Source organism: Streptomyces sp. NPDC001002, assembly GCF_053599215.1.
Genome location: NZ_JBSFLV010000014.1, coordinates 45,303 through 65,916, shown reverse-complemented (window position 1 = coordinate 65,916; position 20,614 = coordinate 45,303). Strand labels below are relative to the sequence as shown.

At 71.5% G+C, this 20,614-nt stretch carries 19 protein-coding genes; 10 read left to right on the top strand and 9 right to left on the bottom strand.

Going from position 1 to position 20,614, the window contains the following annotated elements; translation table 11 throughout:
* Positions 1 to 13 precede the first annotated feature (13 nt).
* The 3 genes from ACWDR3_RS09745 to ACWDR3_RS09735 all read left to right on the top strand — a co-directional run bounded on the left by ACWDR3_RS09745 (position 14) and on the right by ACWDR3_RS09735 (position 2,838).
* On the top strand, positions 14 to 676 hold the full coding sequence (locus ACWDR3_RS09745; RefSeq protein ID WP_450351929.1) for a DUF4230 domain-containing protein: 663 nt from the start codon (positions 14 to 16) through the stop codon (positions 674 to 676).
* 115 nt (positions 677 to 791) lie between these two features.
* Positions 792 to 1,406 (top strand): VanZ family protein, encoded by a 615-nt coding sequence (locus ACWDR3_RS09740; protein WP_450351928.1) that lies wholly within the window; start codon positions 792 to 794, stop codon positions 1,404 to 1,406.
* Between the two features lie 178 nt (positions 1,407 to 1,584).
* Complete coding sequence (locus tag ACWDR3_RS09735) at positions 1,585 to 2,838, top strand: ricin-type beta-trefoil lectin domain protein (protein WP_450351927.1); 1,254 nt, start codon at positions 1,585 to 1,587, stop codon at positions 2,836 to 2,838.
* Positions 2,839 to 2,900: 62 nt separating this feature from the next.
* On the opposite strand, the gene ACWDR3_RS09730 is transcribed toward ACWDR3_RS09735, so the two are convergent.
* Positions 2,901 to 3,137 carry a hypothetical protein gene (locus ACWDR3_RS09730; protein WP_450351926.1) on the bottom strand — a complete coding sequence of 79 codons (237 nt, stop codon included), beginning with the start codon at positions 3,135 to 3,137 and terminating at the stop codon, positions 2,901 to 2,903.
* Between the two features lie 66 nt (positions 3,138 to 3,203).
* Here ACWDR3_RS09730 and ACWDR3_RS09725 point away from each other — a divergent pair, with 66 nt between their 5' ends.
* Positions 3,204 to 4,226, top strand: a complete 1,023-nt coding sequence (locus tag ACWDR3_RS09725; RefSeq protein WP_450351925.1) for a PHP domain-containing protein — start codon at positions 3,204 to 3,206, stop codon at positions 4,224 to 4,226.
* 316 nt (positions 4,227 to 4,542) lie between these two features.
* Positions 4,543 to 5,505, top strand: a complete 963-nt coding sequence (locus tag ACWDR3_RS09720; RefSeq protein ID WP_450351924.1) for an SDR family NAD(P)-dependent oxidoreductase — start codon at positions 4,543 to 4,545, stop codon at positions 5,503 to 5,505.
* 29 nt (positions 5,506 to 5,534) lie between these two features.
* Here ACWDR3_RS09720 and ACWDR3_RS09715 read toward each other — a convergent pair whose 3' ends face one another.
* The 4 genes from ACWDR3_RS09715 to ACWDR3_RS09700 all read right to left on the bottom strand — a co-directional run bounded on the left by ACWDR3_RS09715 (position 5,535) and on the right by ACWDR3_RS09700 (position 11,415).
* The gene (locus ACWDR3_RS09715; protein ID WP_450351923.1) at positions 5,535 to 5,771 is read right to left on the bottom strand and encodes a hypothetical protein; all 237 of its coding nucleotides are present in this window, start codon (positions 5,769 to 5,771) and stop codon (positions 5,535 to 5,537) included.
* 59 nt (positions 5,772 to 5,830) lie between these two features.
* Positions 5,831 to 7,120: an ROK family transcriptional regulator gene (locus tag ACWDR3_RS09710; RefSeq protein ID WP_450351922.1), complete on the bottom strand. Its 1,290-nt coding sequence runs from the start codon at positions 7,118 to 7,120 to the stop codon at positions 5,831 to 5,833.
* A 108-nt stretch (positions 7,121 to 7,228) separates the two neighbouring features.
* The gene (locus ACWDR3_RS09705; protein WP_450351921.1) at positions 7,229 to 8,194 is read right to left on the bottom strand and encodes a phosphotransferase family protein; all 966 of its coding nucleotides are present in this window, start codon (positions 8,192 to 8,194) and stop codon (positions 7,229 to 7,231) included.
* Between the two features lie 26 nt (positions 8,195 to 8,220).
* On the bottom strand, positions 8,221 to 11,415 hold the full coding sequence (locus ACWDR3_RS09700) for a cytochrome P450 (protein ID WP_450351920.1): 3,195 nt from the start codon (positions 11,413 to 11,415) through the stop codon (positions 8,221 to 8,223).
* 141 nt (positions 11,416 to 11,556) lie between these two features.
* On the opposite strand from ACWDR3_RS09700, the gene ACWDR3_RS09695 reads away from it, so the two are divergent.
* Entirely contained in the window at positions 11,557 to 12,204 is a 648-nt protein-coding gene (locus tag ACWDR3_RS09695; protein ID WP_450351919.1) for a PAS domain S-box protein, read from the top strand.
* Here the strand turns inward: ACWDR3_RS09695 and ACWDR3_RS09690 are convergent.
* Positions 12,201 to 13,163 (bottom strand): DUF3626 domain-containing protein, encoded by a 963-nt coding sequence (locus tag ACWDR3_RS09690; protein ID WP_450351918.1) that lies wholly within the window; start codon positions 13,161 to 13,163, stop codon positions 12,201 to 12,203. The two genes, ACWDR3_RS09695 and ACWDR3_RS09690, sit on opposite strands and share 4 nt — an antisense overlap.
* Before the next feature lie 96 nt (positions 13,164 to 13,259).
* Here ACWDR3_RS09690 and ACWDR3_RS09685 point away from each other — a divergent pair, with 96 nt between their 5' ends.
* Positions 13,260 to 13,754 (top strand): FBP domain-containing protein, encoded by a 495-nt coding sequence (locus tag ACWDR3_RS09685; RefSeq protein ID WP_450351917.1) that lies wholly within the window; start codon positions 13,260 to 13,262, stop codon positions 13,752 to 13,754.
* A gap of 24 nt (positions 13,755 to 13,778) precedes the next feature.
* Here the strand turns inward: ACWDR3_RS09685 and ACWDR3_RS09680 are convergent, their stop codons facing one another.
* Entirely contained in the window at positions 13,779 to 15,119 is a 1,341-nt protein-coding gene (locus tag ACWDR3_RS09680) for an erythromycin esterase family protein (protein WP_450351916.1), read from the bottom strand.
* Positions 15,120 to 15,311: 192 nt separating this feature from the next.
* Between ACWDR3_RS09680 and ACWDR3_RS09675 the strand changes: the two genes are divergently transcribed.
* The 3 genes from ACWDR3_RS09675 (at position 15,312) to ACWDR3_RS09665 (ending at position 19,131) form a co-directional block, all read left to right on the top strand.
* Positions 15,312 to 16,583, top strand: a complete 1,272-nt coding sequence (locus tag ACWDR3_RS09675; protein ID WP_450351915.1) for an FUSC family protein — start codon at positions 15,312 to 15,314, stop codon at positions 16,581 to 16,583.
* A gap of 53 nt (positions 16,584 to 16,636) precedes the next feature.
* Positions 16,637 to 17,683, top strand: coding sequence for a hypothetical protein (locus ACWDR3_RS09670; protein WP_450351914.1), 1,047 nt, complete (start codon positions 16,637 to 16,639; stop codon positions 17,681 to 17,683).
* Between the two features lie 200 nt (positions 17,684 to 17,883).
* Entirely contained in the window at positions 17,884 to 19,131 is a 1,248-nt protein-coding gene (locus tag ACWDR3_RS09665) for a beta-propeller fold lactonase family protein (protein WP_450351913.1), read from the top strand.
* Here ACWDR3_RS09665 and ACWDR3_RS09660 read toward each other — a convergent pair.
* Positions 19,099 to 19,824, bottom strand: coding sequence for a DUF2470 domain-containing protein (locus ACWDR3_RS09660; protein ID WP_450351912.1), 726 nt, complete (start codon positions 19,822 to 19,824; stop codon positions 19,099 to 19,101). The genes ACWDR3_RS09665 and ACWDR3_RS09660 overlap by 33 nt on opposite strands.
* A gap of 98 nt (positions 19,825 to 19,922) precedes the next feature.
* A complete protein-coding gene (locus tag ACWDR3_RS09655) occupies positions 19,923 to 20,528 on the bottom strand; it encodes a TetR/AcrR family transcriptional regulator (protein ID WP_450351911.1) in 606 nt (201 codons plus the stop codon).
* Positions 20,529 to 20,614 lie beyond the last annotated feature (86 nt).

The following is a 20,614-nucleotide window of genomic DNA, read 5'->3' as shown; positions in this document are numbered from 1 at the left end:
GAGGGCTGTCACCATGACGACTCCCATCAGGCGCGTGTCCCGGCGGATGCCGGGCTGGGTCAAAGCGGTGTGCGCCGTAGTGCTGGTGCTCGCGGTGTTCTTCGTCGGGGTCACGCTGAGTGTGATCCCCGGTCTCAAGGACCTGTTCGGCACGGAGACGCACGACCGCTCGGGACCCGCTCTGCTGCAGTCCATCCAGGACATGAGCCGCTACGACGCCGCGTCCGGCAACTTCCAGGTCGTCGTGGACCTGGAGAAGGACACCAAGTACCTGCCCGACGCGATCCGCGGCTCCCGTGTCCTCTACGTGGGCGCGGGCACCGTCGACGCCTATGTCGACCTCGGCAAGGTCGGCAAGGACGACGTGACGGTCAACGAGGACCGCACGGCCGCCACGCTCAACCTGCCGCACGCGGCCCTGGGCAAGCCCGCCCTGAACCCGGACCGCTCCTACGCCGTGTCCAAGCAGCGTGGACTCCTGGACCGGCTCGGCGACTTCTTCTCGGACAACCCCAACAGCGAACAGGCCGTGCAGAAACTCGCGGTCAGGCACATCGGCGACGCGGCCAAGGAGAGCGGTCTGACCAAGCGCGCCGAGACCAACACCACCGACATGCTCGAAGGCCTGCTGCACTCCCTCGGCTTCAAGGTGGTGCACGTCACCTTCGCGTCCTGATCCGCACCGGATCGGGACCGGCGGCGGCAGCGGTTCAGTGTCGGCGCACGGCATCTAAGGGCGGTTCGCGGGTATCCGCCCTTCCACATCGGAGAGTTGAAGACCGGAGGACTGAATGGCCCGGACAGTCGTACGACCGCGCGCCGGCTGGCGTCTGCGTTCCGCCAAGAAAGAGGGCGAGGAGCAGCCGGCCACCGTCGAACGGCACGTCCTGCCCTTCCCGATCCGCTTCCTGGCGATGCTGTGCGCCTTCGCGTTCATGGTGGCGTTCGCCGTGGTGCTGGCCAAACTGACACTGGAGCCGTCGCCCGCGTCGACGGCTCTCGTGCACACCAATCTCCACCCGGGCCGCTCGCTCAAGGCCTATCTCGACCAACCCGCCCTGCGGGACGCCGTCAAGCAGATCGGCGGCAACGTCGTGCTCGGCATCCCGTTCGGCATCCTCATCCCCGTCCTGGCCCCCAAGGCCCGTGGGCTGCTGCGGGTGCTCCTGCTGACGGCCGTCGTCATGCTCCTGGTGGAGTTCGCCCAGGGCGCGCTGATCACCGGCCGTGCCTTCGACATCGACGACGTCATCCTCAACACCAGTGGCGCGCTGATCGGTTACCTCCTGCTGGGCCGTCGGATGGGCCGCGTCGTGCACGCCCGCAAGCGCCGGCCGCGCACGGTGCGGTCCGCTCAGCGGAAGGCCTCGAAGGAGAAGTCGGCGAAGGCGTCCAAGGGCGCCTAGCCCTCCGACGTGCGGGGGAACGGAATCCAGCCGTCCGGGGTCGGTGATTGTCAACAATTGGTCCGTACCAAACTATTGACTCACCCTTATCTCACTCCTTAAATCAACAGGCGACGCCTTACCCCCCACCCCGGTCGGCCCACCTGTGCGCTCGACCGCCGTACGGAAGGACAGAGACGTGGCCTCCCCACGCCTGCTCCGCAGATGCCTGTTCGCCGCCTTGTCCGCCGTGCTGGTCGCGTCCGCCGCGACCGGTGCGGCGCACGCGGATCCATCCGATGTCTCCGCCTCTGACGTCTCCGCGGCCGCGGTGGTCTTCAACGACACCTTCGACGGGGCCGCCGGCAGCGCCGTCAACTCCTCCAGGTGGTCGCTGGAGACCGGCGACAACGTCAACAACCACGAGCGCCAGTACTACACGTCCGGCACCAACAACGCGGCCCTGGACGGCCAGGGCCACCTGGTGATCACGGCCAAGAAGGAGAACCCGGCCAACTACCAGTGTTGGTACGGCACTTGTCAGTACACCTCGGCCCGGATGAACACCTCCGGGAAGTTCAGCGCGCAGTACGGTCATGTCGAGGCCCGGATGAAGATCCCGCGCGGGCAGGGCATGTGGCCCGCGTTCTGGATGCTCGGCACCGACATCGGTTCGGTCGGCTGGCCCAACTCGGGTGAGATCGACGTCATGGAGAACGTCGGCTTCGAGCCCTCCACGATCCACGGCACCATCCACGGCCCCGGCTATTCCGGCTCGGCCGGCATAGGCGCCGGCTACACCCTGTCCAACGGCCAGGCCTTCGCGGACGCCTTCCACACCTTCGCGGTCGACTGGGCGCCCAACTCCATCAAGTGGTCGGTCGACGGGGTCGTCTACCAGACGCGCACGCCCGCCGACGTGGGCGGCAACACCTGGGCGTTCAACAAGCCGTTCTTCCTCATCCTCAACCTCGCGGTCGGCGGCTACTGGCCCGGCGACCCCAACAGCTCCACGGTCTTCCCGGCCCAGCTGGTGGTCGACTCGGTCTCGGTGACCACGAGCGACACGGCCACCGGCGTGGCGATCCGCGGCCTGGCCGGCAAGTGCGTGGACGTCGCCGGCGCCAGCTCCGCCAACGGCACCGCCGTACAGCTCTACGACTGCAACGGCTCCTCCGCCCAGCAGTGGACCGTGGGCTCCGACGGCACCATCCGCGCGCTCGGCAAGTGCCTGGACGTGAACGCCGGCGGCACCGCGGACGGCACCAAGGTCCAGCTCTACGACTGCAACGGCTCCAACGCCCAGAAGTGGGCGGTCAGTTCGGCGAACGACATCGTCAACCCACAGGCCAACAAGTGCCTGGACGTGACGGGCAACAACTCGGCCAACGGCACCCCGCTCCAGATCTGGACCTGCGGGGGCGGCGCCAACCAGAAGTGGACGGTCGGCTGACCTCGTAGCCGATCGCTCGTAGTACCTGATCCGCTCCTGGGACCTGATCCGCCGGTCAGGTCCTAGCGCAGGCGCCAGGTGAACTTGTCGCCGCCGACCCACCGCACCACGTCCGGATCATCCATGTCATGGACCGTGATGCCGAAGACGGCGGCGACTTCCAGTACGTCGGTCACCGCTTTCGCCTCGGCGACCACCAGACCGTCGATCTCCACGATCCGGAACGGCGGTGTGCCCGGCTGCACCCCGAGAACCAGGATTCTCGGCTGGGAGATGTGCGGGCTCGCGATTTCGGTCATGCAATAGAGCGTAGAGCTCATTCCGGAGTCGCGAATCTGCTGATTCATCCCTCCTAGGAGGTCGCCGTGGATCCCCTGGACGCACTGGACCGGATCTCCTTCCTGCTGGAGCGGTCCCTGGCGCCGACCTACCGCGTCCGCGCCTTCCGCGGCGCCGCCCGGGTCCTGGCGGACCTGCCCGAGGACGAGATCCGCGAGCGGGCGGCCGCCGGGACGCTGGAGTCCCTGAAGGGCATCGGCCCCAAGACGGCCCAGGTGGTGCGCGAGGCGCTCGCCGGACAGGTGCCGGAGTACCTCGCGAAACTGGAGCGGACCGAGCCCGCACCACGCCCGCCTGGCGGAGAGGGGCTACGGGCGCTGCTGCGCGGGGACTGCCATCTGCACTCCGACTGGTCGGACGGCGGCAGCCCCATCGAGGAGATGGGCCGTACGGCGGCCCGCCTCGGACACGACTGGGCGGTGCTCACAGACCACTCCCCCCGGCTGACCGTGGCCCGCGGCCTCTCCCCCGAGCGGCTGCGCGAGCAGCTGGACGTGGTGGCGGCGCTGAACGAGACCTGGGCGCCGTTCCGGCTGCTCACCGGGATCGAGTGCGACATCCTCGACGACGGCTCCCTGGACCAGGACCCGGAGCTGCTGGAGCGCCTCGACGTGGTCGTGGTCTCGGTGCACTCGAAGCTGCGTATGGAGTCCCGCGCCATGACCCGCCGCATGGTGGCCGCCGTACGGAATCCGCACGCGGACATCCTCGGGCACTGCACGGGGCGGTTGATCATCGGTCGGGACGGGGGTTCCGCGCGGCCGGAGTCGGAGTTCGACGCCGACGAGGTGTTCGCCGCGTGCGCCGAGTCGGGTACGGCCGTGGAGATCAACAGCCGCCCGGAGCGGCTGGACCCGCCACGGCGGCTGCTGCGGCGGGCCGTCGACGCCGGGGTGTTGTTCTCGATCGACACCGACGCCCACGCGCCCGGTCAGCTGGACTGGCAGATCCTCGGCTGTGCGCGGGCGGAGGAGTGCGCGGTGCCCGCCGAACGGGTGGTGAACACCTGGTCCGCCGAGGAGCTGCTGGCCTGGAGCCGGGGGCGGTGACACAGGTCACCCCGAATCCGGGCACGGGCAGGAACACCACGGGGAGGTTGCCCGTTGAACAACACGTGGGTGCGGATGGGACAGTGTCCCCGGGCCTCACCTTTTGCCCACAGGGACGATCGTTCGGCTGAAGCCCTGTGGAGCCTTTCGCCGAGTGGCGACCGCCATCCGTGCCCACACTTTGACCGCCCCGACCGTGATTCCCCCGTCCGGTCGGGGCTTCCCCATGTCCGGGGGCGGTCGTGCCCCTGCCTCCGTGGCGGTCGCGCGGGTTCCGCTTGACTTCGAGAGCACTCCAATCCGTAGCGTTTCGGACATGACCACTGCACAGCACAGGATCGGATCCGGTTTCGGCGCCACCAGCACCGCCGACGAGGTCCTCAAGGGCATCGATCTGACCGGCAAGCTCGCGATCGTCACCGGCGGCTACTCGGGCCTCGGCCTGGAGACCACCCGCTCGCTCACCGCCGCGGGCGCCCACGTGGTCGTCCCGGCACGCCGCAGGGCGACCGCAGAGGAGGCCCTGGCGGGCCTGGACGGCGTCGAGGTGGACGAGCTGGACCTCGGGGACCAGGAGAGCGTGCGCGGCTTCGCCGAGCGCTTCCTGGCCACCGGGCGCACCATCGACATCCTCATCGGCAGCGCCGGGATCATGGCCTGCCCGGAGACGCGTGTCGGACCCGGCTGGGAGGCCCAGTTCGCGACGAACCACCTCGGCCACTACGCCCTCGTCAACCGTCTGTGGCCCGCGATCGAGCCCGGCGGCGCCCGCGTCGTCTCCGTCTCCTCCCGCGGTCACCACGCCGCCGGCATGCGCTGGGACGACGTCCAGTGGACGCACGGCTACGACAAGTGGGAGGCCTACGGCCAGGCCAAGACCGCCAACGTCCTGTTCGCCGTGCACCTCGACCGGCTCGGCCGCGACGCCGGGGTCCGCGCCTTCTCGCTCCACCCGGGCGGCATCCTCACACCCCTCCAACGGCACCTGCCCCAGCAGGAGATGATCGACCGCGGCTGGATCGACGAGGACGGCAAGCCGCTCAACCCGGAGGGCTTCAAGTCCCCGGAGCAGGGCGCGGCCACCCAGGTGTGGGCGGCCACCTCGCCCCAGCTGGACGGCCTCGGTGGCGTCTACCTGGAGGACTGCGACATCGCCGAACCCGCCCCCGCGGACGACGAGCGGGTCGGCGTGAAGGCCTGGGCGACGGACCCCGAGCAGGCGGCCCGTCTGTGGGCCCTGTCGGCGGAGCTGACCGGCGTGAACGCGTTCGCGGTCTGACGCCGGACGGAAACCGTCGTCACGTCGGCTCAGCCGGGCGACTCCTCCGGTGCCGGGTGTTCGGGATGGACGGTCGCTGAGCGCGGGTCGCCGTGGCGGCCCGCACCCGCCTCATCGGCGTCGGGTACGTCCTCTTCGGCGGCGCTGCCCCAGGCTTCCGCGCCCGGGGCCGCCTCCCAGGGGTCCTCGCCCTCGCGCGCCTGCTGATCGGGCAGATCCCGCGGCACGGGCCCGCCGTCCCGGCCCTCGCGGTGTTCGTCGGCCACGGTGCACTCCTTCGGTCGTCCGAAAGACGCGGGTACCTGCACCGTGACCGGCCGAAACCTCAGTGCGGAGCGCGGTCCTCAAGTGCCGTGCGCCAGGCGGGTGCCGGACCCTCGGGCTCCGGCTCGACGCGTCGGCCGCCCCGCGCGAAGAAGTCCGCGAGCGGCAGGATCGCCGCACCGACGGTGACCGCGTCAGGACCGAGCAGACCGAGCTCGACGGTCACCTTGTCCGCCGGATAGCGCAGGGCGTACGACATCGCGTGCCGGCGGACGGCGGGCAGGAAGCGGGAGCCGAGCTGGAGACCCGCCCAGCCGCCGATCAGGATGCGCTCGGGCTGGAAGAGGTTGATCAGGTCGGAGAGGCCCGCGCCCAGGTACTCGGCGGTCTCCTCCAGGACGGCGAGGGCCACCGGGTCGGCCGCCGTGCCCTCGGCCGGGTAGGCGGCGGCGAGCATCGCGGTCATCGCGGTCTCCTCGTCGGTGCCCTCGGGGAGCCGGCCGCCCTCGTCGCGCCACCGGTCGAGCAGCGACTCGGCGCCCGCGTAGGCCTCCAGACAGCCGAGCGCACCGCACCGGCACCGGCGCCCCCGCACCCGTACCGTCAGATGCCCCCACTCGACCGCGCGGCCGTGCTCCACCTCGGGGGTGACCAGGCAGGCGCCGACACCGGAGCCGAACAGGACCACGACCGCGTTACGGGCACCGCGTCCGCCGCCGAACCACATCTCGGCCTGGCCGAGGGTCTTCGCGCCGTTGTCGATGAAGTACGGGACGGTGTCCGGGAGTTGGGAGGTCGAGCGCAGCAGGCTCTCCAGCGGGACCGCGTCCCAGCCGATGGTCTGCCCGTGTACGACGGCCCCGTGCTCCGGCGTGCGTTCGACGATGCCGGGAACGCCGATGCCTACGCCCAGGAGCTGCTCGGGGTCGATGCCCGCGGCCGCGAGCACCTCGTCCACACCGTCGCGGATGTGGCCGACGATCACCTCGACCTCGTAGCGCTGCTTCGCCAACGGGCGTTCCACGCGGGCGAGTTCGGTGAGGGTCAGGTCGAACAGCTCGATGCGCACCCGGGTTTCGCCGACGTCGACGCCGATCATGTGGCCGCTGCCGGGGGCGACCCGCAGCAGGGTGCGGGGGCGGCCGCCGTCGGAGTCGACGCTGCCGGCCTCCTCCACCAGTCCGTCGGCGATCAGATCCGCGACCACATTGCTCACCGAGCCGGAGCTGAGTCCGGTCGCGGGGCCGAGCTCGAAGCGGCTGAGGGGTCCGTCGAAGTAGAGCCGCTGGAGCACGGCCGTGCGGTTGGCCCGCCTGAGGTCCCGCACCGTTCGCCCGTTGCGCCCCGCCATGTGGCTCCCTTCTAACCCGGTTCGACCTGCAACATACCCCTCGGGACAGGCCCTGCGCGACTTTCTGACAACCCTTAGTTCACGTAGTGAGGTAAGACGAGTGGAAAGTCAGGACCTGCTGGAGAGCTCTTCGATATGGTCCAGCGCCGCGACGAGTTCCGGGGCGACCGCTTCCTGGACCCAACTGTCGGGTCCGGTGTCCCCGCCGCGCGGGACCACTTCGGTGAGCATGATCAGGTAGAGGTAGGCGCGGTAGAGCGCGAGCCGCAGCAGGGCCGGGACGTCGAACTCGGCCCGGCCGCCCGCCTCCCGGTAGCCCGCGAGGAACGCCTCGTCCTTCCTGATGTCGCCCAGCAGCGCCAACGAGACGAAGTCCGCGAGGGGGTCGCCCCAGAACATCCGCTCCCCGTCGATCAGCCCGCCGATGCTCGCCCAGGGCGTCGAGCGGTCCACCAGGATGTTGCCCGGCCACAGGTCGAAGTGGACGAGGCTCGGGTCGGTGACCTGGTCGAGCGCGTCGTACGCGGTTCGCAGCGTGCGGGCGATCTCGTCGACGGGGCGGGGCAGTCGGGGCCGATAGCGGCGGGCGTCGTCGAGGACGGCGTCGAGCATGCCGGTGAAGGCCGCCCGCCAGTCGGGGGCGAGCGGGCCGAGGGCGCCGGACGGATAGCCGAACCCCGGCCCGGTGACGCGGTGCAGGCGGGCCACCAGACGGCCCAACTCCGTACGCAGGTCCACCTGTTCGTCGGCGTGGAGCGAGTCGCCCCAGGGCTCGCCGGGGCAGACGGTCATGAGCAGCCACGGTCCGCCGGCCGCCACGACCCGCGGGGCCGGTACGTCCACGTGCGCCGCCCCCTCGTAGAACTCCGCCTCGGAGACGAGGAGTCGGTGCTCGTGGCGCAGGCCCTCGGTGTCGGGGGCGACCTTGAGGATGTAGCGGGCGCCGTCGGTGAGGCGGAGATCCTCTACGGAGTTGTAGGTGCCGCCGGTCAAGGGGGTGAGGCGGGCGAGCCGTTCGGGCGGGATACCGGCCGCCTCCAGCACGCGTCGGGCCCGTTCCCAGGTGTCCGTCACTGTGCGCCCACCTCTCCCCGTTCGGTTCAGCCGGCGGCGTACACGTCCTCGACGTACCGTCCGTCCGCGATCAGCCCGTTGATCCAGTTGTCGGCCGCCGCCTCGTCCGCGTCGGGCGTGCGGTTTCGGTACAGGGTACGGAACGCATCCCGTACACCGGGTGCCATACGTGATCCGTCGCCGCAGACCAGGACACGGGCCCCGGCGCCGAGCAGGGCCCAGACCTCGTCGGCCTCGGCGGCGATGCGGTGCTGCACGTAGGTCACGCCGTTGTCCGGGAGGGCACTGAAGGCCGGCCTGATGGAGACGGCTCCGGCGATCTCCGCGGCGCGCAGTTCCTCGGCGTGCAGGAAGTCGGCGTCGGGTGCGTCGCAGCCGAAGTAGCAGAGCGCGGGGGCGAGTTCGGTGCCGTCGGCGCGGGCGGCGGTGCGATCGGCGACGGCGCCACGGAAGGGCGCGAGGCCGGTGCCGGCCGCCACCATGATCAGCGGGGTCGAGGTGTCGCCGGGGTCGATACGGAAGGCCTCACGGCAGGGCTGGATCCGGGCGTACAGCGTGTCGCCGGGCTCGATGTCGGCGAGATAGCCCGAACCCGTGCCCCGGTAGACGCCGTTGCCCGAGCGGGCGGGCGCCTCCAGCAGGGACACCATCAGGTCGACGTGGGCGGGGTCGACGGCGGGCGAGGAGGAGACGGAGTAGTGGCGGGGGCGCAGCGGGGTGAGGATCTCCAGGAGCTGCGGCCAGCTCAGGGCGCCGCGCAGCGCGGGGTGGTCCTCGATCACCTCGACGAGGGTGCGCGGGTCGTCGGCGGTGAGCGCGGCGAGGGCGGCCTTCTCGGGCGGGCAGGGGTTGGCGGCGGCGAGCGCGGCAGCCTGGGCGGGAGTCGGGCGCTCCTGCAACTCGACGTGGTGCGCGAGTAGTTGACGTACCGTCACAGGCCGGTCCACCGCGAGTCCGTCGCGGCGGGGGCGGGTCGCGCGGATGTCCAGGACTTCGTCCGGGTCGACGCCGAGTGCGGTGGCGGCGCGAATGATGAGGGCTGGGGCGTTCACGGGCAGGACGGTGAGGTGGTCGGCGGTGCGGTAGGTGGTGCCGTCCGGGAGGGCGACGCGGACCAGGCGCTTGCGGCGCGGGTGTCCGGGGGCGGTGAGGTCGCGGGCCTCGGTGACGGTCATGGGGATGAGGTCGTGCCGTTCGGCAAGGGCGTCCAGGGGGCCGCCGGTCAGGGTGCGGACTTCGTAGGCGCTCGTGGGCTCGCTTTCGGCCGGGGTGGCGTCCGGGTCGCCGTACTTCTCCAGCAAGGCCGTGCGCAGCCGGGCCGTGAACTCCCGTACCGCGCCGGTGAGATCGCCGGAGGCGTCGGCGGCGACGCGGTCGATCAGACGGACGGCGCCCAGTTCGGCGAGGCGTTCGTCGATCCGGGTCGGGAAGTGCTGGTAGGTGGCGGCCCAGTTGCGGTCGCCGACGCCGAGGACGGCGTAGTCGACGTCCGTCAGGTCGTGGGTGTCCTCCAGCCAGTCGGCGAAGGCGGTGGCGTCGTCGGTGGGGCGGCCGTTGTAGGAGGCGGCGGTGATGGCGACGGGCCGGTCGGTGGGCAGGCCTGCGCTGAAGGCGTCGAGGGACGCGACCTCCGTCTCGCAGCCCAGCTCGGCAGCCTCGTCGGCGAGTCGGGCGGCGAACTCACGACAGGTGCCGTAGTTGCTGCCGTGCAGGAAGAGGGCGCGGGTGCCGGGGCGGACGCGGGCGGGGAGGGTGTCCGGGGCGGTCACGGCGTCGGTGGTCGTGGGAATCACGCCGGGCACCGGGCCGTGCGTCCGGTCGGCGGACGTGCGCGGAGTCAGCGTCAGGGTGAAGCCCTCGGGCTTGAGGGTGAGGGTCTCCTTCACCTGGAGCGCGTAGTCGGCGTGGTCGTGCAGCCGGTAGCGGTGGACCAGCATGGCCAGCAGCATGGTCGCCTCGTGCAGCGCGAACTGCCGCCCGATACAAGCGCGTTCACCGGTACCGAAGGGCTTGAAGGCGTGTACCGGGCGTGCTTCCTCCGCCTCCGGGGTGAAGCGGGCGGGGTCGAACAGCTCGGGGTTGTCGCCCCAGACGGGCTGCCGGTGCAGCATCGGCGCCAGCACGGTCACGGCCTGTCCGGCGCGCAGCGGGATCCGGCCGCCCAGCAGCGTGTCGGCCAGTGCGTGCCGGCTGAAGGCGGCGGCCGTCGGCCACAGCCGCAGCGCCTCATTGAGCACCTGCCGGGTGTACGTCAGCCTGCCGACCTCCTCGTACGTCGGCTCGGGGTCCGCCTGGTCGCCCCAGAGCGCGTCGACCTCGCGCTGGACGAGTCGCAGCGCGCTGGGGTCCTTGGCGAGGTGGTACAGCGCGAAGGACATCGCGCCGGAGGTCGTCTCGTGCCCGGCGATCAGGAAGGTGATGACCTGGTTGCGGATGTTGGCGGTGTCGAGCGTGCTGCCGTCGGCGGGGTGGCGGGCGGTGAGCATCAGCCCGAGCAGGTCCTCGGCATCGAGCCGGTCGGCGCCGGTGCGGGAGGCGATGACGTCGTCGACGACCTGGGCCAGGTAGTCGGCATCGTCCCGGAAGGCCGCGTCGGCGGCGGAGTGGTCCTGGCCCGGGGTGCGGGCGAGCCGGTTCATGCTCCACTCCAGGCAGCGGACCATCGCCTCGACGAACGGGTGTGGCTCGTCCCGCCCGAACGACCCGAAGTCATAGCCGAACCCGGCGAGCCCGATGGTGTCGAGGGTCATCCGCGTCATGTCGTCGGGTACGTTCACCGCCTGCCCGGCACCGGCGGCGCGGTCCCAGGAGCCGATGAGCCGACGGGCCACGTCCAGCATCACGGGGTGATAGGTCCGCATCGAGCCCAGCGCGAAGGCGGGCATCAGAATGTCGTGCGCCTTGGCCCAGTTGGGCTCGTCGTTGTACGCCGTGAACAGCCCGTCGGCGGCGAACTCCCGGACGTTCTCCAGGGCCGGCCCGACATGCTTGGCGAACCGCTTCTCGTCGGCGAGGTCCGCCACCAGATCCAGATCGCTCACGAACAGCACGTCCCGCCCGTGCAACCGCCGCACGAGCACCGGCCCGTGCTCCCGCATGAGGTCCATGACCTGCTGGATCGGCGTGTGTCCGGGTCCGGTGGCGGTGATGTCGACGACGGGGACGTCCGGGTGGGTGTCGGTGGATCGGGGCGTGTGGGGGTGCAGCGCGGTGGGGGGCATGGCGCGACAACTGCCTTTCGCGGTACGGGAGTACTGCGATCCAGGTTGGTCCAGGTGGGGCGGGGCTCTGCGCTGCCGCACTACATGATTGTGTAGTGGCCAAACACGCGTGGCCCTTGCGCTGAACCCGAGGAGATGCGAATGGACTGGACCCGGCCCGAGGCGGTGGTGTGGCGCAACCGTGCCCTCATGGTCTTCGACCGGGTCGCGGTGCCGGTCGCGGTGTGCGATGTGTACGGCATGGTCCAGCTGGCCAATCCGGCGATGGCTGCGGAGTGCGGTACGACTCCGGGGCGGCTGCGCGGCCGCGATGTGCTGGAGCTGTTCCGGCCGCAGGAGACGACACAGGTCGAGCGGATCGCGGAGGCGCTGCGACTGCGGCACCGGTCGCGCTACCAGGTGTCGGTGCGGTGGCGGGCCGAGGACGGGGCCGAGCGGTACGGGGAGCTCACCGCCGATCCGGTGAGCGACACCGTGGAGGACACTCCCGCCCTGCTGGTGATGCTGCGCGTCCTCGGCGAGCGCGAGCCCAGCGTGGAGTCACCGGAGCGGGTCACGCCGGTGGAGGCCCGGATCCTGGCGCTGCTCGCCGGGGGCGCCACCACCGCCAGGGCGGCCCGCGAGACCGGGCTCACCACGGACGGCGTCACCTATCACCTGCGGCGGCTGTCGGCCCGGTGGGGCGCGGCGAATCGGACGGAGCTGGTGGCGCGGGCGTATGCGACGGGGGTGCTCGCGGCGGGGGTGTGGCCGCCGGTGCCGGCGGGTGGGGGCTCGGACGCCGGCTAGCGCGGGCTCGCGGTCTCCTGCGGAAGGCTCGCCATCCCCTCCGGCGGGTTCGCTACCGGCCCTGACCGGCCCTCCGTGAGCCCGACCGGTGCGACCACCCCGTTCGCCGTCCCCGCGCCCTCCGGTGCCCCGAATCGAGCCAGTGTGTGCCACACCTTCTTCAGGTCCTGCAGCTCGTAGCGGCCGGTGCGGGCCGCGTCGCCGATGATCCGTGGGTCGATCCGGCCGTCCTCGGCGATCCGGGCGCCGAGGTCGACGTACTCCTGCCCGCGGTAGTCGGCGTGCCGGAGCAGGTCCGGGACGGACAGGACGTACCCCGGGTGCCACTCGACCGCGCAGGGCAGGCGCCGGGCCGCGGTCTCGACCGGTGTGCCCCGGTAGCAGGCGTCCAGGACCAGGGCCTCCACGTCCTCGGCCAGCCCGACACCGCCGTGCACCTGTGCCTCGATGTAGTCGTCGAGGGCGTCCTGCTCGTCGGCCTCGGCCTGGGCGATGAGGGACATGCCGGCGGCGACGCCGAAGTCGGTCGGCTCGGCCGCGCTGTCGGGGTAGCAGAAGGTGGCGCGGGCCAGTGCGGCCGGTGCGAGCCGGAAGTGCGAGGAGCCGAACCGCGGGGCGGCGCCCACCACTTGGTGCCGGAAGTTCAGGGCGCCGTAGACGGGTCTGTCGTGCGCGACGGCATCGTCGTAGGCACCGCCGAAGATCCGGCTCTCCCAGCGCCAGCGGTCGCCACCGGGGTGCGCGGTGAGGCCGCCGTTGCTGGTGCCCGTGACGAACTGCGAGTGGTAGGCGCCGTCCTGAACCAGCCGTAGGAGGACAGGGAGGTCGGCCGCGAACCGGTCCGGATGGAAATTCAAGGTGATCCGGAGGTCCGGGGAGACAGCCGGGCCCGCGGACCGGGCCGCGACATGCCTCAGCGCCCGGCGAGCCGGCGGCGACCCGACGTGCCCGAAATCCATTGGCTTCCCCTCGCTTAAGCTATATACCATCGCCCAGAACCTAGGAACCCTAGGTTTCCCCCGGCGGGACCCGTCGGCCGACCCAGGAGCCCCTTCATGAGATCACTCACCGAGCACGACATCCGCAACTCATTTGTGAACTGCTCGAAGGGAGAGGCCAAACGCCTCGCGGTCCCCCGCGACCTCGACCAACATCCTTGGGACGACCTGGACTTCCTCGGCTGGCGCGATCCCGGGGCCCCCGATCGCAGCTATCTCGTCATGGAGCGGGAGACGGGACTCGTGGGCGTGACCCTGCGCTTCCCGCCCGCGCAGCACGGCTACATGCACCGCAGCATGTGCTCGCTGTGCCTGACGACCCACCCGCGCGGTGGCGTCTCGCTCATGACCGCGCGGAAGGCCGGCCAGGCGGGCCGCGACGGCAACTCCGTCGGCCTGTACATGTGCGCCGACCTGGCCTGTTCCCTCTACGTACGCGGCAAGAAGATCTCCCAGAGCGGCGCCCGCTTCGAGGAGAGCCTGACCCTGACCGAGCAGATCGCCCGGACCACGGGCAACTTGTCCTCCTTCATCGACAAGTTGTACGTCTGACGCCGCCGCGTCGATGGCGGCCGGCTACCGGTCGCGCAGCCGGGCCGCCGACACCCGGTGCAGGTGGATCAGGACGTCGTGGGTGCGGGCGAGGGCGATGTCGTACGGGCCGTCGGGGTAGTCGGTGCCGATGGTGCGGGTCGGCCGGGCGCCGGCGAGCCATTCGCGGGCCGGTGATCCGACGGACCTCAGGTCGACGACGTAGTCACGGGCCCTGGCCCGGTCGAGGGTCTCCTCGTTGCTGCCCGCGGGCGCCGGTCCCAACGTCCAATGGTGGATGGCCCCGTCGGGTCCGGTGGCGTTGAACGAGCCCCGGTCGAAGGTCAGTCCGACGCTCACATAGCCCGCGCCGAGACGGTCACGCAGGAACGCGCCCTGCATCTTGGGGTAATGGGCGGGATCGCTCGACACATAGCCGATGTGCGCGTCGTGCGCGGACAGCAGCACCTTGGTGCCGGTGTGCCGCTGCCACCAGACGGTGTTGGCGGCCATGGCCTCGTCGCGGTAGCGCATCGCCCCGGCGATCTGGGCCGGGTCCTCGAAGTCGAAGGCGTACTGCCGGGCCGTCCGGTCGATCGCCGTGGCCTGCTGCACGGCCCACTCGTAGGCCTCCCGGTCCGCGCCCGGCGCCTGCCGTCGCACCAGGTCAAGGGCCTCGACCGTGCGCCGCGCCATGTCCATGCGCTCGGCGTAGGGCTTGTTCAGGTACCGCTCGATGTATGCCCCCGTCGGCACATCGGGCCGCAGGCCGCGGTAGAGCGCGGCGAGCCGTGCGCTCGACGCGGGGTGCGTCGCGGCCACGAAGTCCGCGACCTCGTCGTACACCTCGGCGCCCGTCCAGGCGAGGTCGTCGCCCATGAAGCGGACCGGGTCGTCGGGGTGGTGGATGTTGTACGACCGCATCCACTCGACGAGTTGGAGGTATTCCGCGTTGTTCCACCACAGGTAGTCGCGCTGGAACTCCTCCCGCATGATGCGCCGGGGGTCGCCCTTGCCGTGCACCACGTAGTCGTCGAGGCGCAGTCCGGTGCTCCAACTCGCCTCCAGGGCGAAGGTACGGAAGCCCTTCTCCGCCACCAGGTGCCGGAAGACTCGGTCCTTGAGGGCGAAGAAGTCGTGCGAACTGTGGGTGGCCTCGCCCAGGCCGACGACCCGTGCACCGCCGATCATCCGGTCGAGGGGGCTCAAGTCCCGGGTGTCGCCGCCCGGTTCGACGGTCCGCAGGGGGTGGGCGGCGCGGTCGAGCGCGTCGACGACGGTCGGGCCCGGTCGAGGTGGCGCCGCAGCGACGGCCGGTGTGACGGTGGCGGTGGCTCCGAGGCCCAGGAGCAGGGTCAGGACGATCGCGGTCCGATGCCTTGTCATGAACCGAGGCTCGCGTGGCGGGCACGATCTCGACCATCCGGCAGTCCTCCGTCCCAGGGTGCGGAGAACCCGGGGTCGACGACGGGGGTTCTCCTCCGCTCACGGACTTCGACGTCCCGTCCCGCGGCCCGGTCCCGATGTCCGGTCGCGATCACGGGTTCGATGCGAAGGTAGAAGGGGAAGGGCCCGAGGATGCGTGATGTACGTGAGTGGAGGGCGTCCCTCGTGCGCTTCGTGAAGCGTCGCAGGGACCCCGTGGTCGTGCAGACGCTGCGATCGGCGGTCGCGGCGACGGTCGCCTATGTCATCGCCCTGCGCCTGAGCCCCGAGCCCGCGCCGCTCACCGCCCCGCTGACGGCCCTGCTGGTCGTCCAGGTCACCCTGTACGCCACCCTCACCAACGGCATCCGCCGCGTGAACGCCGTCGTGGCCGGCGTGCTGGTCGCCATCGCCTTCAGCCTGCTGGTCGGCCTGACCTGGTGGAGTCTCGCGCTGCTGATCCTGGCCTCGCTGGTCGTGGGGCGGCTGGTGCGGGTCAACGAGTACGTGCCCGAGGTGGCGATCAGCGCGATGCTGGTGCTCGGGGTGACGACCGTCGGGGACACCGCCTGGGCGCGGGTGGTGGAGACACTGATCGGCGCGGTCGTCGGGCTCGGCTGCAATCTGCTCCTCGCGCCACCGGTGTGGGTGGAGGAGGCGGGCGAGTCGATCGAGGGGCTGGCCCGGCGGGTGCGGCGGCTGATGCTGCGGATGGGCGAGGAGGCCGCGGGGCGTACGCCGGTGGAACACGCGACCCAGCGGCTGTACGAGGCGCGCCGGCTCGACCACGACATCATCGACGTGGACGCGGCGCTGCGGCAGGCCGAGGACAGTCTGCGGCTCAATCCACGCGTGCGTGAGGGGCTGCTGCACAGGGTGGTCCTGCGGACGGGGCTGGACACGCTGGAGATCTGCACGGTGGTCCTGCGGGTGCTCGCGCGCACCTTCACCGACCTCGCGAAGGAACGGGACCCCGAGCCGCTGTTCCCGGCCGACACGGGGAGCGTGGTGGAGCGGCTGCTGTCGGAGGTCGCGGACGCCGTGGTCAGCTTCGCCGTGCTGGTCACCTCCGACGTCAGCAAGAGCGCGGAGTCGGCGGAGGCCCGGCTCGCCGCCGAGCTGCGGCAGGCCGCGGCCACCCGGGACAAGCTGGCCCTGCTGCTCCTGGAGGAGGTCCAGCGCGACGCCCGGACCTGGCAGCTCTACGGCGCCGTGCTGACCGAGGTCAACCGCACCCTCGACGAGCTGGACACCGAGCACCGCTCGCGCCGGCTCCTTGAGGAGCTGGACCGCGTCTCCCAGGAGCAGCGCGAGCGCATGCCGCGGCTGACCCGGCTCCAGGAGGCCCTCCACGAATCCGACCTGCCGCGTGTCCCGGATGCCCTGCGCAGGAACCGTCCCGGCACCGACCGTCGTTCTAGGTGACGAAGTCACCGGGGCGGCGTACGTTTCCGGCACCGGCTACGAGGGGGCGGCGGATGACCGACAGCAGCGTGCGGATCGACGGGAACACACTGCGGCTGACGGGCGGAGTGGCGGTGCGGTTCATCCGTACCCTGCGGCTGCCCGAGACGGGCACGCATCCGCTGCCGCCGGGGCTCGGTGAGTTCCCGGTCCGGCGGGTCGCCGACTTTCCCGACACGGTGCCCGAGAAGTGGCGTGCGCGCGGTGGTGTGATGCTGCCGGTGTACCTGCGCGAGGCGATGTGGCTGAGCTTCGGCGGGACGACGGAGCCGGCCGCGCTCCAGGTCGGGGTCGGCAAGGTGTGCGCGGTGTCCGGGAAGCCGTGGAGCGACCGGCTCGCACGGAAGCCGCAGAACTACGTGGTGCTGCCCCGCCAGCCCTGGCTGGACGGGATCAACTCCGGCAAGGGCACGGTCCGCCAGTTCGTGGCGGTGCCGCTGGGCCTGGGCGCGACCGTCGAGGGCCAGGTCACCGGCGAGGAGGTCTGGGGCGGCGTACAGCTTCAGTCCTTCCCGCTCAAGGAACGGAAGCTGGCCGAGTGGCGGGCGGAGGAGCGGCGCCGGGCCGAGCGGCCGCCGGCGATGCCCATGGCGGCCGGGGGTTACGGCGCGGCGATGTCCATGGCGCCCCCCGCTCCGAGTGGCGGGCCGGTTCCGGCGGCGGCCCGGCGGAAGCCCACGCTTGAGATGGGCCTCGGTGTCGGCGGCTCGATGCGGCAGGAGGTCTACACGGACGACCGGCCGCTCAAGGACTGGGCCGAGGAGCCCGCCGGGCGCGTCTTCGTCCACCTGGTGACGCCTCCGGAGTGGCGCCGCATCACCGGCGAGGCTCCCCCGCCGTCGCCGGTGGACCGGGCCGCGTACACGCGCGCGGGGCTGCCTTGGTACGACTACTACGACCAGGACGCGCAGGATCTCGCCCCCACGGACACGCTGGAGGGCGTGAAGCCGGTCGGCGACTGGCTCGGTGACGACCACGAGCCCTGGGAGCCGCCCGCTCCGCACCAGGTCAAGCCGCTGGGCGACGCGCCGGGCAAGCCGGTCGAGGACGGCGACTGGTAGGTCACGCCGTTTCGCGGAGCACAGCGACTGGTAGGTCACGCCGTTTCGTGAAGCACGGCTTCTCGCACGGCAGGGACACTCCTGCGGCACGTCCGGGCGTTGCACTCCCCGCAACGCCCGGTGCCGTTCTTGCATGTGCCGGGTGGTCCACGTCAAGGTGGCTGTCACGACCGGGGCGACCGATCACCTGAGGTGCGGACATGAGCAGTGGGACTGGAGCGAAGAACGGCGGCTGGAGCAGGCGCCGTTTCGTGGGTGCGCTCGCGGGAGCGGCCGCCGTGACGGCGCTGCCCGCGCCGGCCCCGCCCAGATCCACGCCGACGTCCGCCACGCAGACGTCTTCCGCGACCGCTCCCGACCAGGCGGTGGCCCAGAAGGACCAGCCCGCCACCGGACAGCGGCCCGCGCCGGAGCCCACCGGCCCCCGCCCCCTCTACCTCGGCACCTACACCTCCGTCGACGGCGGCGGAAAGGGCATCGGCCTCGCCACCTACGACTCCGCGACCGGAGAGATCACCGGTACGGGCACGGTCACCGGCGTCGGCGACCCGTCGTACCTCGCGGTGCACCCCGACGGCCGCACCCTGTACGCGGTGAACGAGCGCGAGGCCGGCGCCGTGACCGCAGTGCGCATCGCCGACCGCAAGGTCCTGGGCAGCCGCAGCACGGGCGGGGCGGGTCCCTGCCATCTCTCCGTGCACCCGAGCGGCAAGTGGCTGCTGAGCGCGAACTACACCTCGGGCAGCGTGGCCGTGCATCCGATCGACGGCTCGGGCGCGATCGGCGAGCGCACCGACCTGGTGACGCACTCCAGCCCGGCGCCCGGACCGGGTCAACAGGGCCCGCACGCCCACCAGTTCATCACCAGCCCGGACGGCGGCCACGTGCTCGCCGTCGACCTGGGCACCGACACCGTCTACACCTACCGACTGGACGAGGGCACCGGCAAGCTCACCGAGACGTCCCGCGCGCAGACCCGCGCGGGTGCCGGTCCGCGCCATCTGACGTTCCATCCCGGCGGCCGGTACGCCTACTTGGCGAACGAGGTCGACGACACGGTCGCGGTCTGCGCCTACGACCCGTCCACCGGCCGCCTCACGATCGGCGCGCCGCAGGCCACCGGCTCGGGTTCCGGCACCAACTACCCGGCGCAGATCGTGGTCACGCCGAACGGCGCCTTCGCCTACCTGGCCAACCGGGGTCACAACAGCCTGGCGCGCTACGCCGTGGAGGCGGACGGCGCGCGGCTGCGACTGCTCGACACGGTCCCGGTGTCCGGTGACTTCCCGCGCCAGATCGCCCTCTCACCGGACGGGACACTGCTGTTCGCGGCGAACCAGAAGTCCGGCACGGTCAGCGTCTTCCACGTGGACGAGGCCAGCGGTGAACTCCGGCTCACCGGCGAGCCGTTCGCCTCACCCGTCGCCGTCTGTGCGCTGCCGCTGTAGCGGGCGCGGGCAGGACGCGCTGCTCGCCTGCGTGAGCAGGACGTGCATGCGCTCCGTGAGCTGTCCGACGTCGTCGGCGGGCTTGTGGAAGGGCAGTCGTACGTCGCCGTGGGTGCGGTTGCGCTCGATGCGCAGCGTCAGTCCGTGCCGGTCCACGGCGAGGGGCTGGACGCGGACCGCGCCGTGCAGACTGTCGCGATCGACGAGCCGGGTGAGCCGCTCGACGGCGTCGGCGTGGCAGTCGGCGAGGTGCGTCAGCAGCCGGGCCTCGGCGCCGGCGAGCGGGTCGGGTGCGGCGGAGGCGAACTCGTCGAGGGCGACGACGACCGCGCCGGTGGGCGGGCGCAGCACCACGCGGGTTGCCTGGAAGGCGAGTTGGCCGTCCTCGGGGGCGAAGTACCCCGCGAGCCAGAGCCTGGCCCGGATGCGGTTGCGGACCGGGACGGGCGCGACGTCGGCGAACTCCAGGACGGCGGACGGCTCGCCGCGGGGCGCGCAGATCGCGGCCGCGTTGAGCGCGCTGTCCTCGGGCACCTGCACCAGCACCCGGCCGTCGTCGGTCACGGTGTGCGCGCCGACGAACTCCTCGCGGCCGCCCTCCCCCGTCACCGCGCAGGACCACGCGGCGGCGAGCACCGAGCGGGCGCGTTCCGCGGCGGGGGGCGCGGCCGTCCAGGCCTGGCTGTCACCCATTCCGAACCTCCTTAGGTAAGCCTTGCCTAACTTACCGAAGATCGAGGCGCACGCCAACCACGCGGGCGCGCTCGGCGCGTCCCCCAGGGCGATTCCCTTCAGGCGATGACTCCCAGCAGGGCCCGGGCGCACAGGTCCCGCACCTGCTCCCGCGTCAACTCCGAGTCCCGCAGCCACTCCAGGCACACGGCGGTCGTGAACGCCAGCCAGCCACGGACCGCGAGACGGACATCGGGACGCTCCCCGAAAAGCGGGCCGAACTCCGGGTCCGCGGCGAGGGCCAGCAGGATCTGCCGCTCCTCGGCCGCCAACGCCCGCTGATAGACCCGCCGCACGGCCTGGTCACCGGCCGCGTCGGCGCGATGGAAGGCCCGGAAGCCGTGGGCGTGCGTCTCCACGTACGCCAGATAGGTGTCGAGACCGGCGGTGAGCTGCTCACGCGCCGGCACCCCGGGCACGGCCGCCGTCATGTGCAGCATGCGCTCGCTCTCGCGCTCGACCACCGCCGCGAAGAAGTCCCGCTTCGTCGGGAAGTAGTGGTAGAGCAGGCCACGGGAGACCCCGGCGATCTCGGCGACCTGCTCGATCCACACCTCGTCGTACGGGCTCTCCGAGAACAGCCGCGCTCCCACCGACAGCAGCTGCTCCCTGCGCGCCTCGGTGCTGAGTCGGCGGCGCGTGCGCTCGCCCTGGTTCGCGACCATCCCCGCACTTTACTTGACGCGAGTTCAATAAGGGGATCAGACTGAATCTCGCTATTGAACCCACGTACAACATGCTCAACCTGCCG

Coding starts and splice junctions, on each gene's coding strand:
- ACWDR3_RS09745 (WP_450351929.1), top strand. CDS start 14: ATGACGACTCCCATCAGGCGCGTGTCCCGGCGGATGCCGGGCTGGGTC.
- ACWDR3_RS09740 (WP_450351928.1), top strand. CDS start 792: ATGGCCCGGACAGTCGTACGACCGCGCGCCGGCTGGCGTCTGCGTTCC.
- ACWDR3_RS09730 (WP_450351926.1), bottom strand. CDS start 3,137: ATGACCGAAATCGCGAGCCCGCACATCTCCCAGCCGAGAATCCTGGTT.
- ACWDR3_RS09720 (WP_450351924.1), top strand. CDS start 4,543: ATGACCACTGCACAGCACAGGATCGGATCCGGTTTCGGCGCCACCAGC.
- ACWDR3_RS09710 (WP_450351922.1), bottom strand. CDS start 7,120: ATGGCGGGGCGCAACGGGCGAACGGTGCGGGACCTCAGGCGGGCCAAC.
- ACWDR3_RS09700 (WP_450351920.1), bottom strand. CDS start 11,415: ATGCCCCCCACCGCGCTGCACCCCCACACGCCCCGATCCACCGACACC.
- ACWDR3_RS09695 (WP_450351919.1), top strand. CDS start 11,557: ATGGACTGGACCCGGCCCGAGGCGGTGGTGTGGCGCAACCGTGCCCTC.
- ACWDR3_RS09690 (WP_450351918.1), bottom strand. CDS start 13,163: ATGGATTTCGGGCACGTCGGGTCGCCGCCGGCTCGCCGGGCGCTGAGG.
- ACWDR3_RS09685 (WP_450351917.1), top strand. CDS start 13,260: ATGAGATCACTCACCGAGCACGACATCCGCAACTCATTTGTGAACTGC.
- ACWDR3_RS09680 (WP_450351916.1), bottom strand. CDS start 15,119: ATGACAAGGCATCGGACCGCGATCGTCCTGACCCTGCTCCTGGGCCTC.
- ACWDR3_RS09675 (WP_450351915.1), top strand. CDS start 15,312: ATGCGTGATGTACGTGAGTGGAGGGCGTCCCTCGTGCGCTTCGTGAAG.
- ACWDR3_RS09670 (WP_450351914.1), top strand. CDS start 16,637: ATGACCGACAGCAGCGTGCGGATCGACGGGAACACACTGCGGCTGACG.
- ACWDR3_RS09665 (WP_450351913.1), top strand. CDS start 17,884: ATGAGCAGTGGGACTGGAGCGAAGAACGGCGGCTGGAGCAGGCGCCGT.
- ACWDR3_RS09660 (WP_450351912.1), bottom strand. CDS start 19,824: ATGGGTGACAGCCAGGCCTGGACGGCCGCGCCCCCCGCCGCGGAACGC.
- ACWDR3_RS09655 (WP_450351911.1), bottom strand. CDS start 20,528: ATGGTCGCGAACCAGGGCGAGCGCACGCGCCGCCGACTCAGCACCGAG.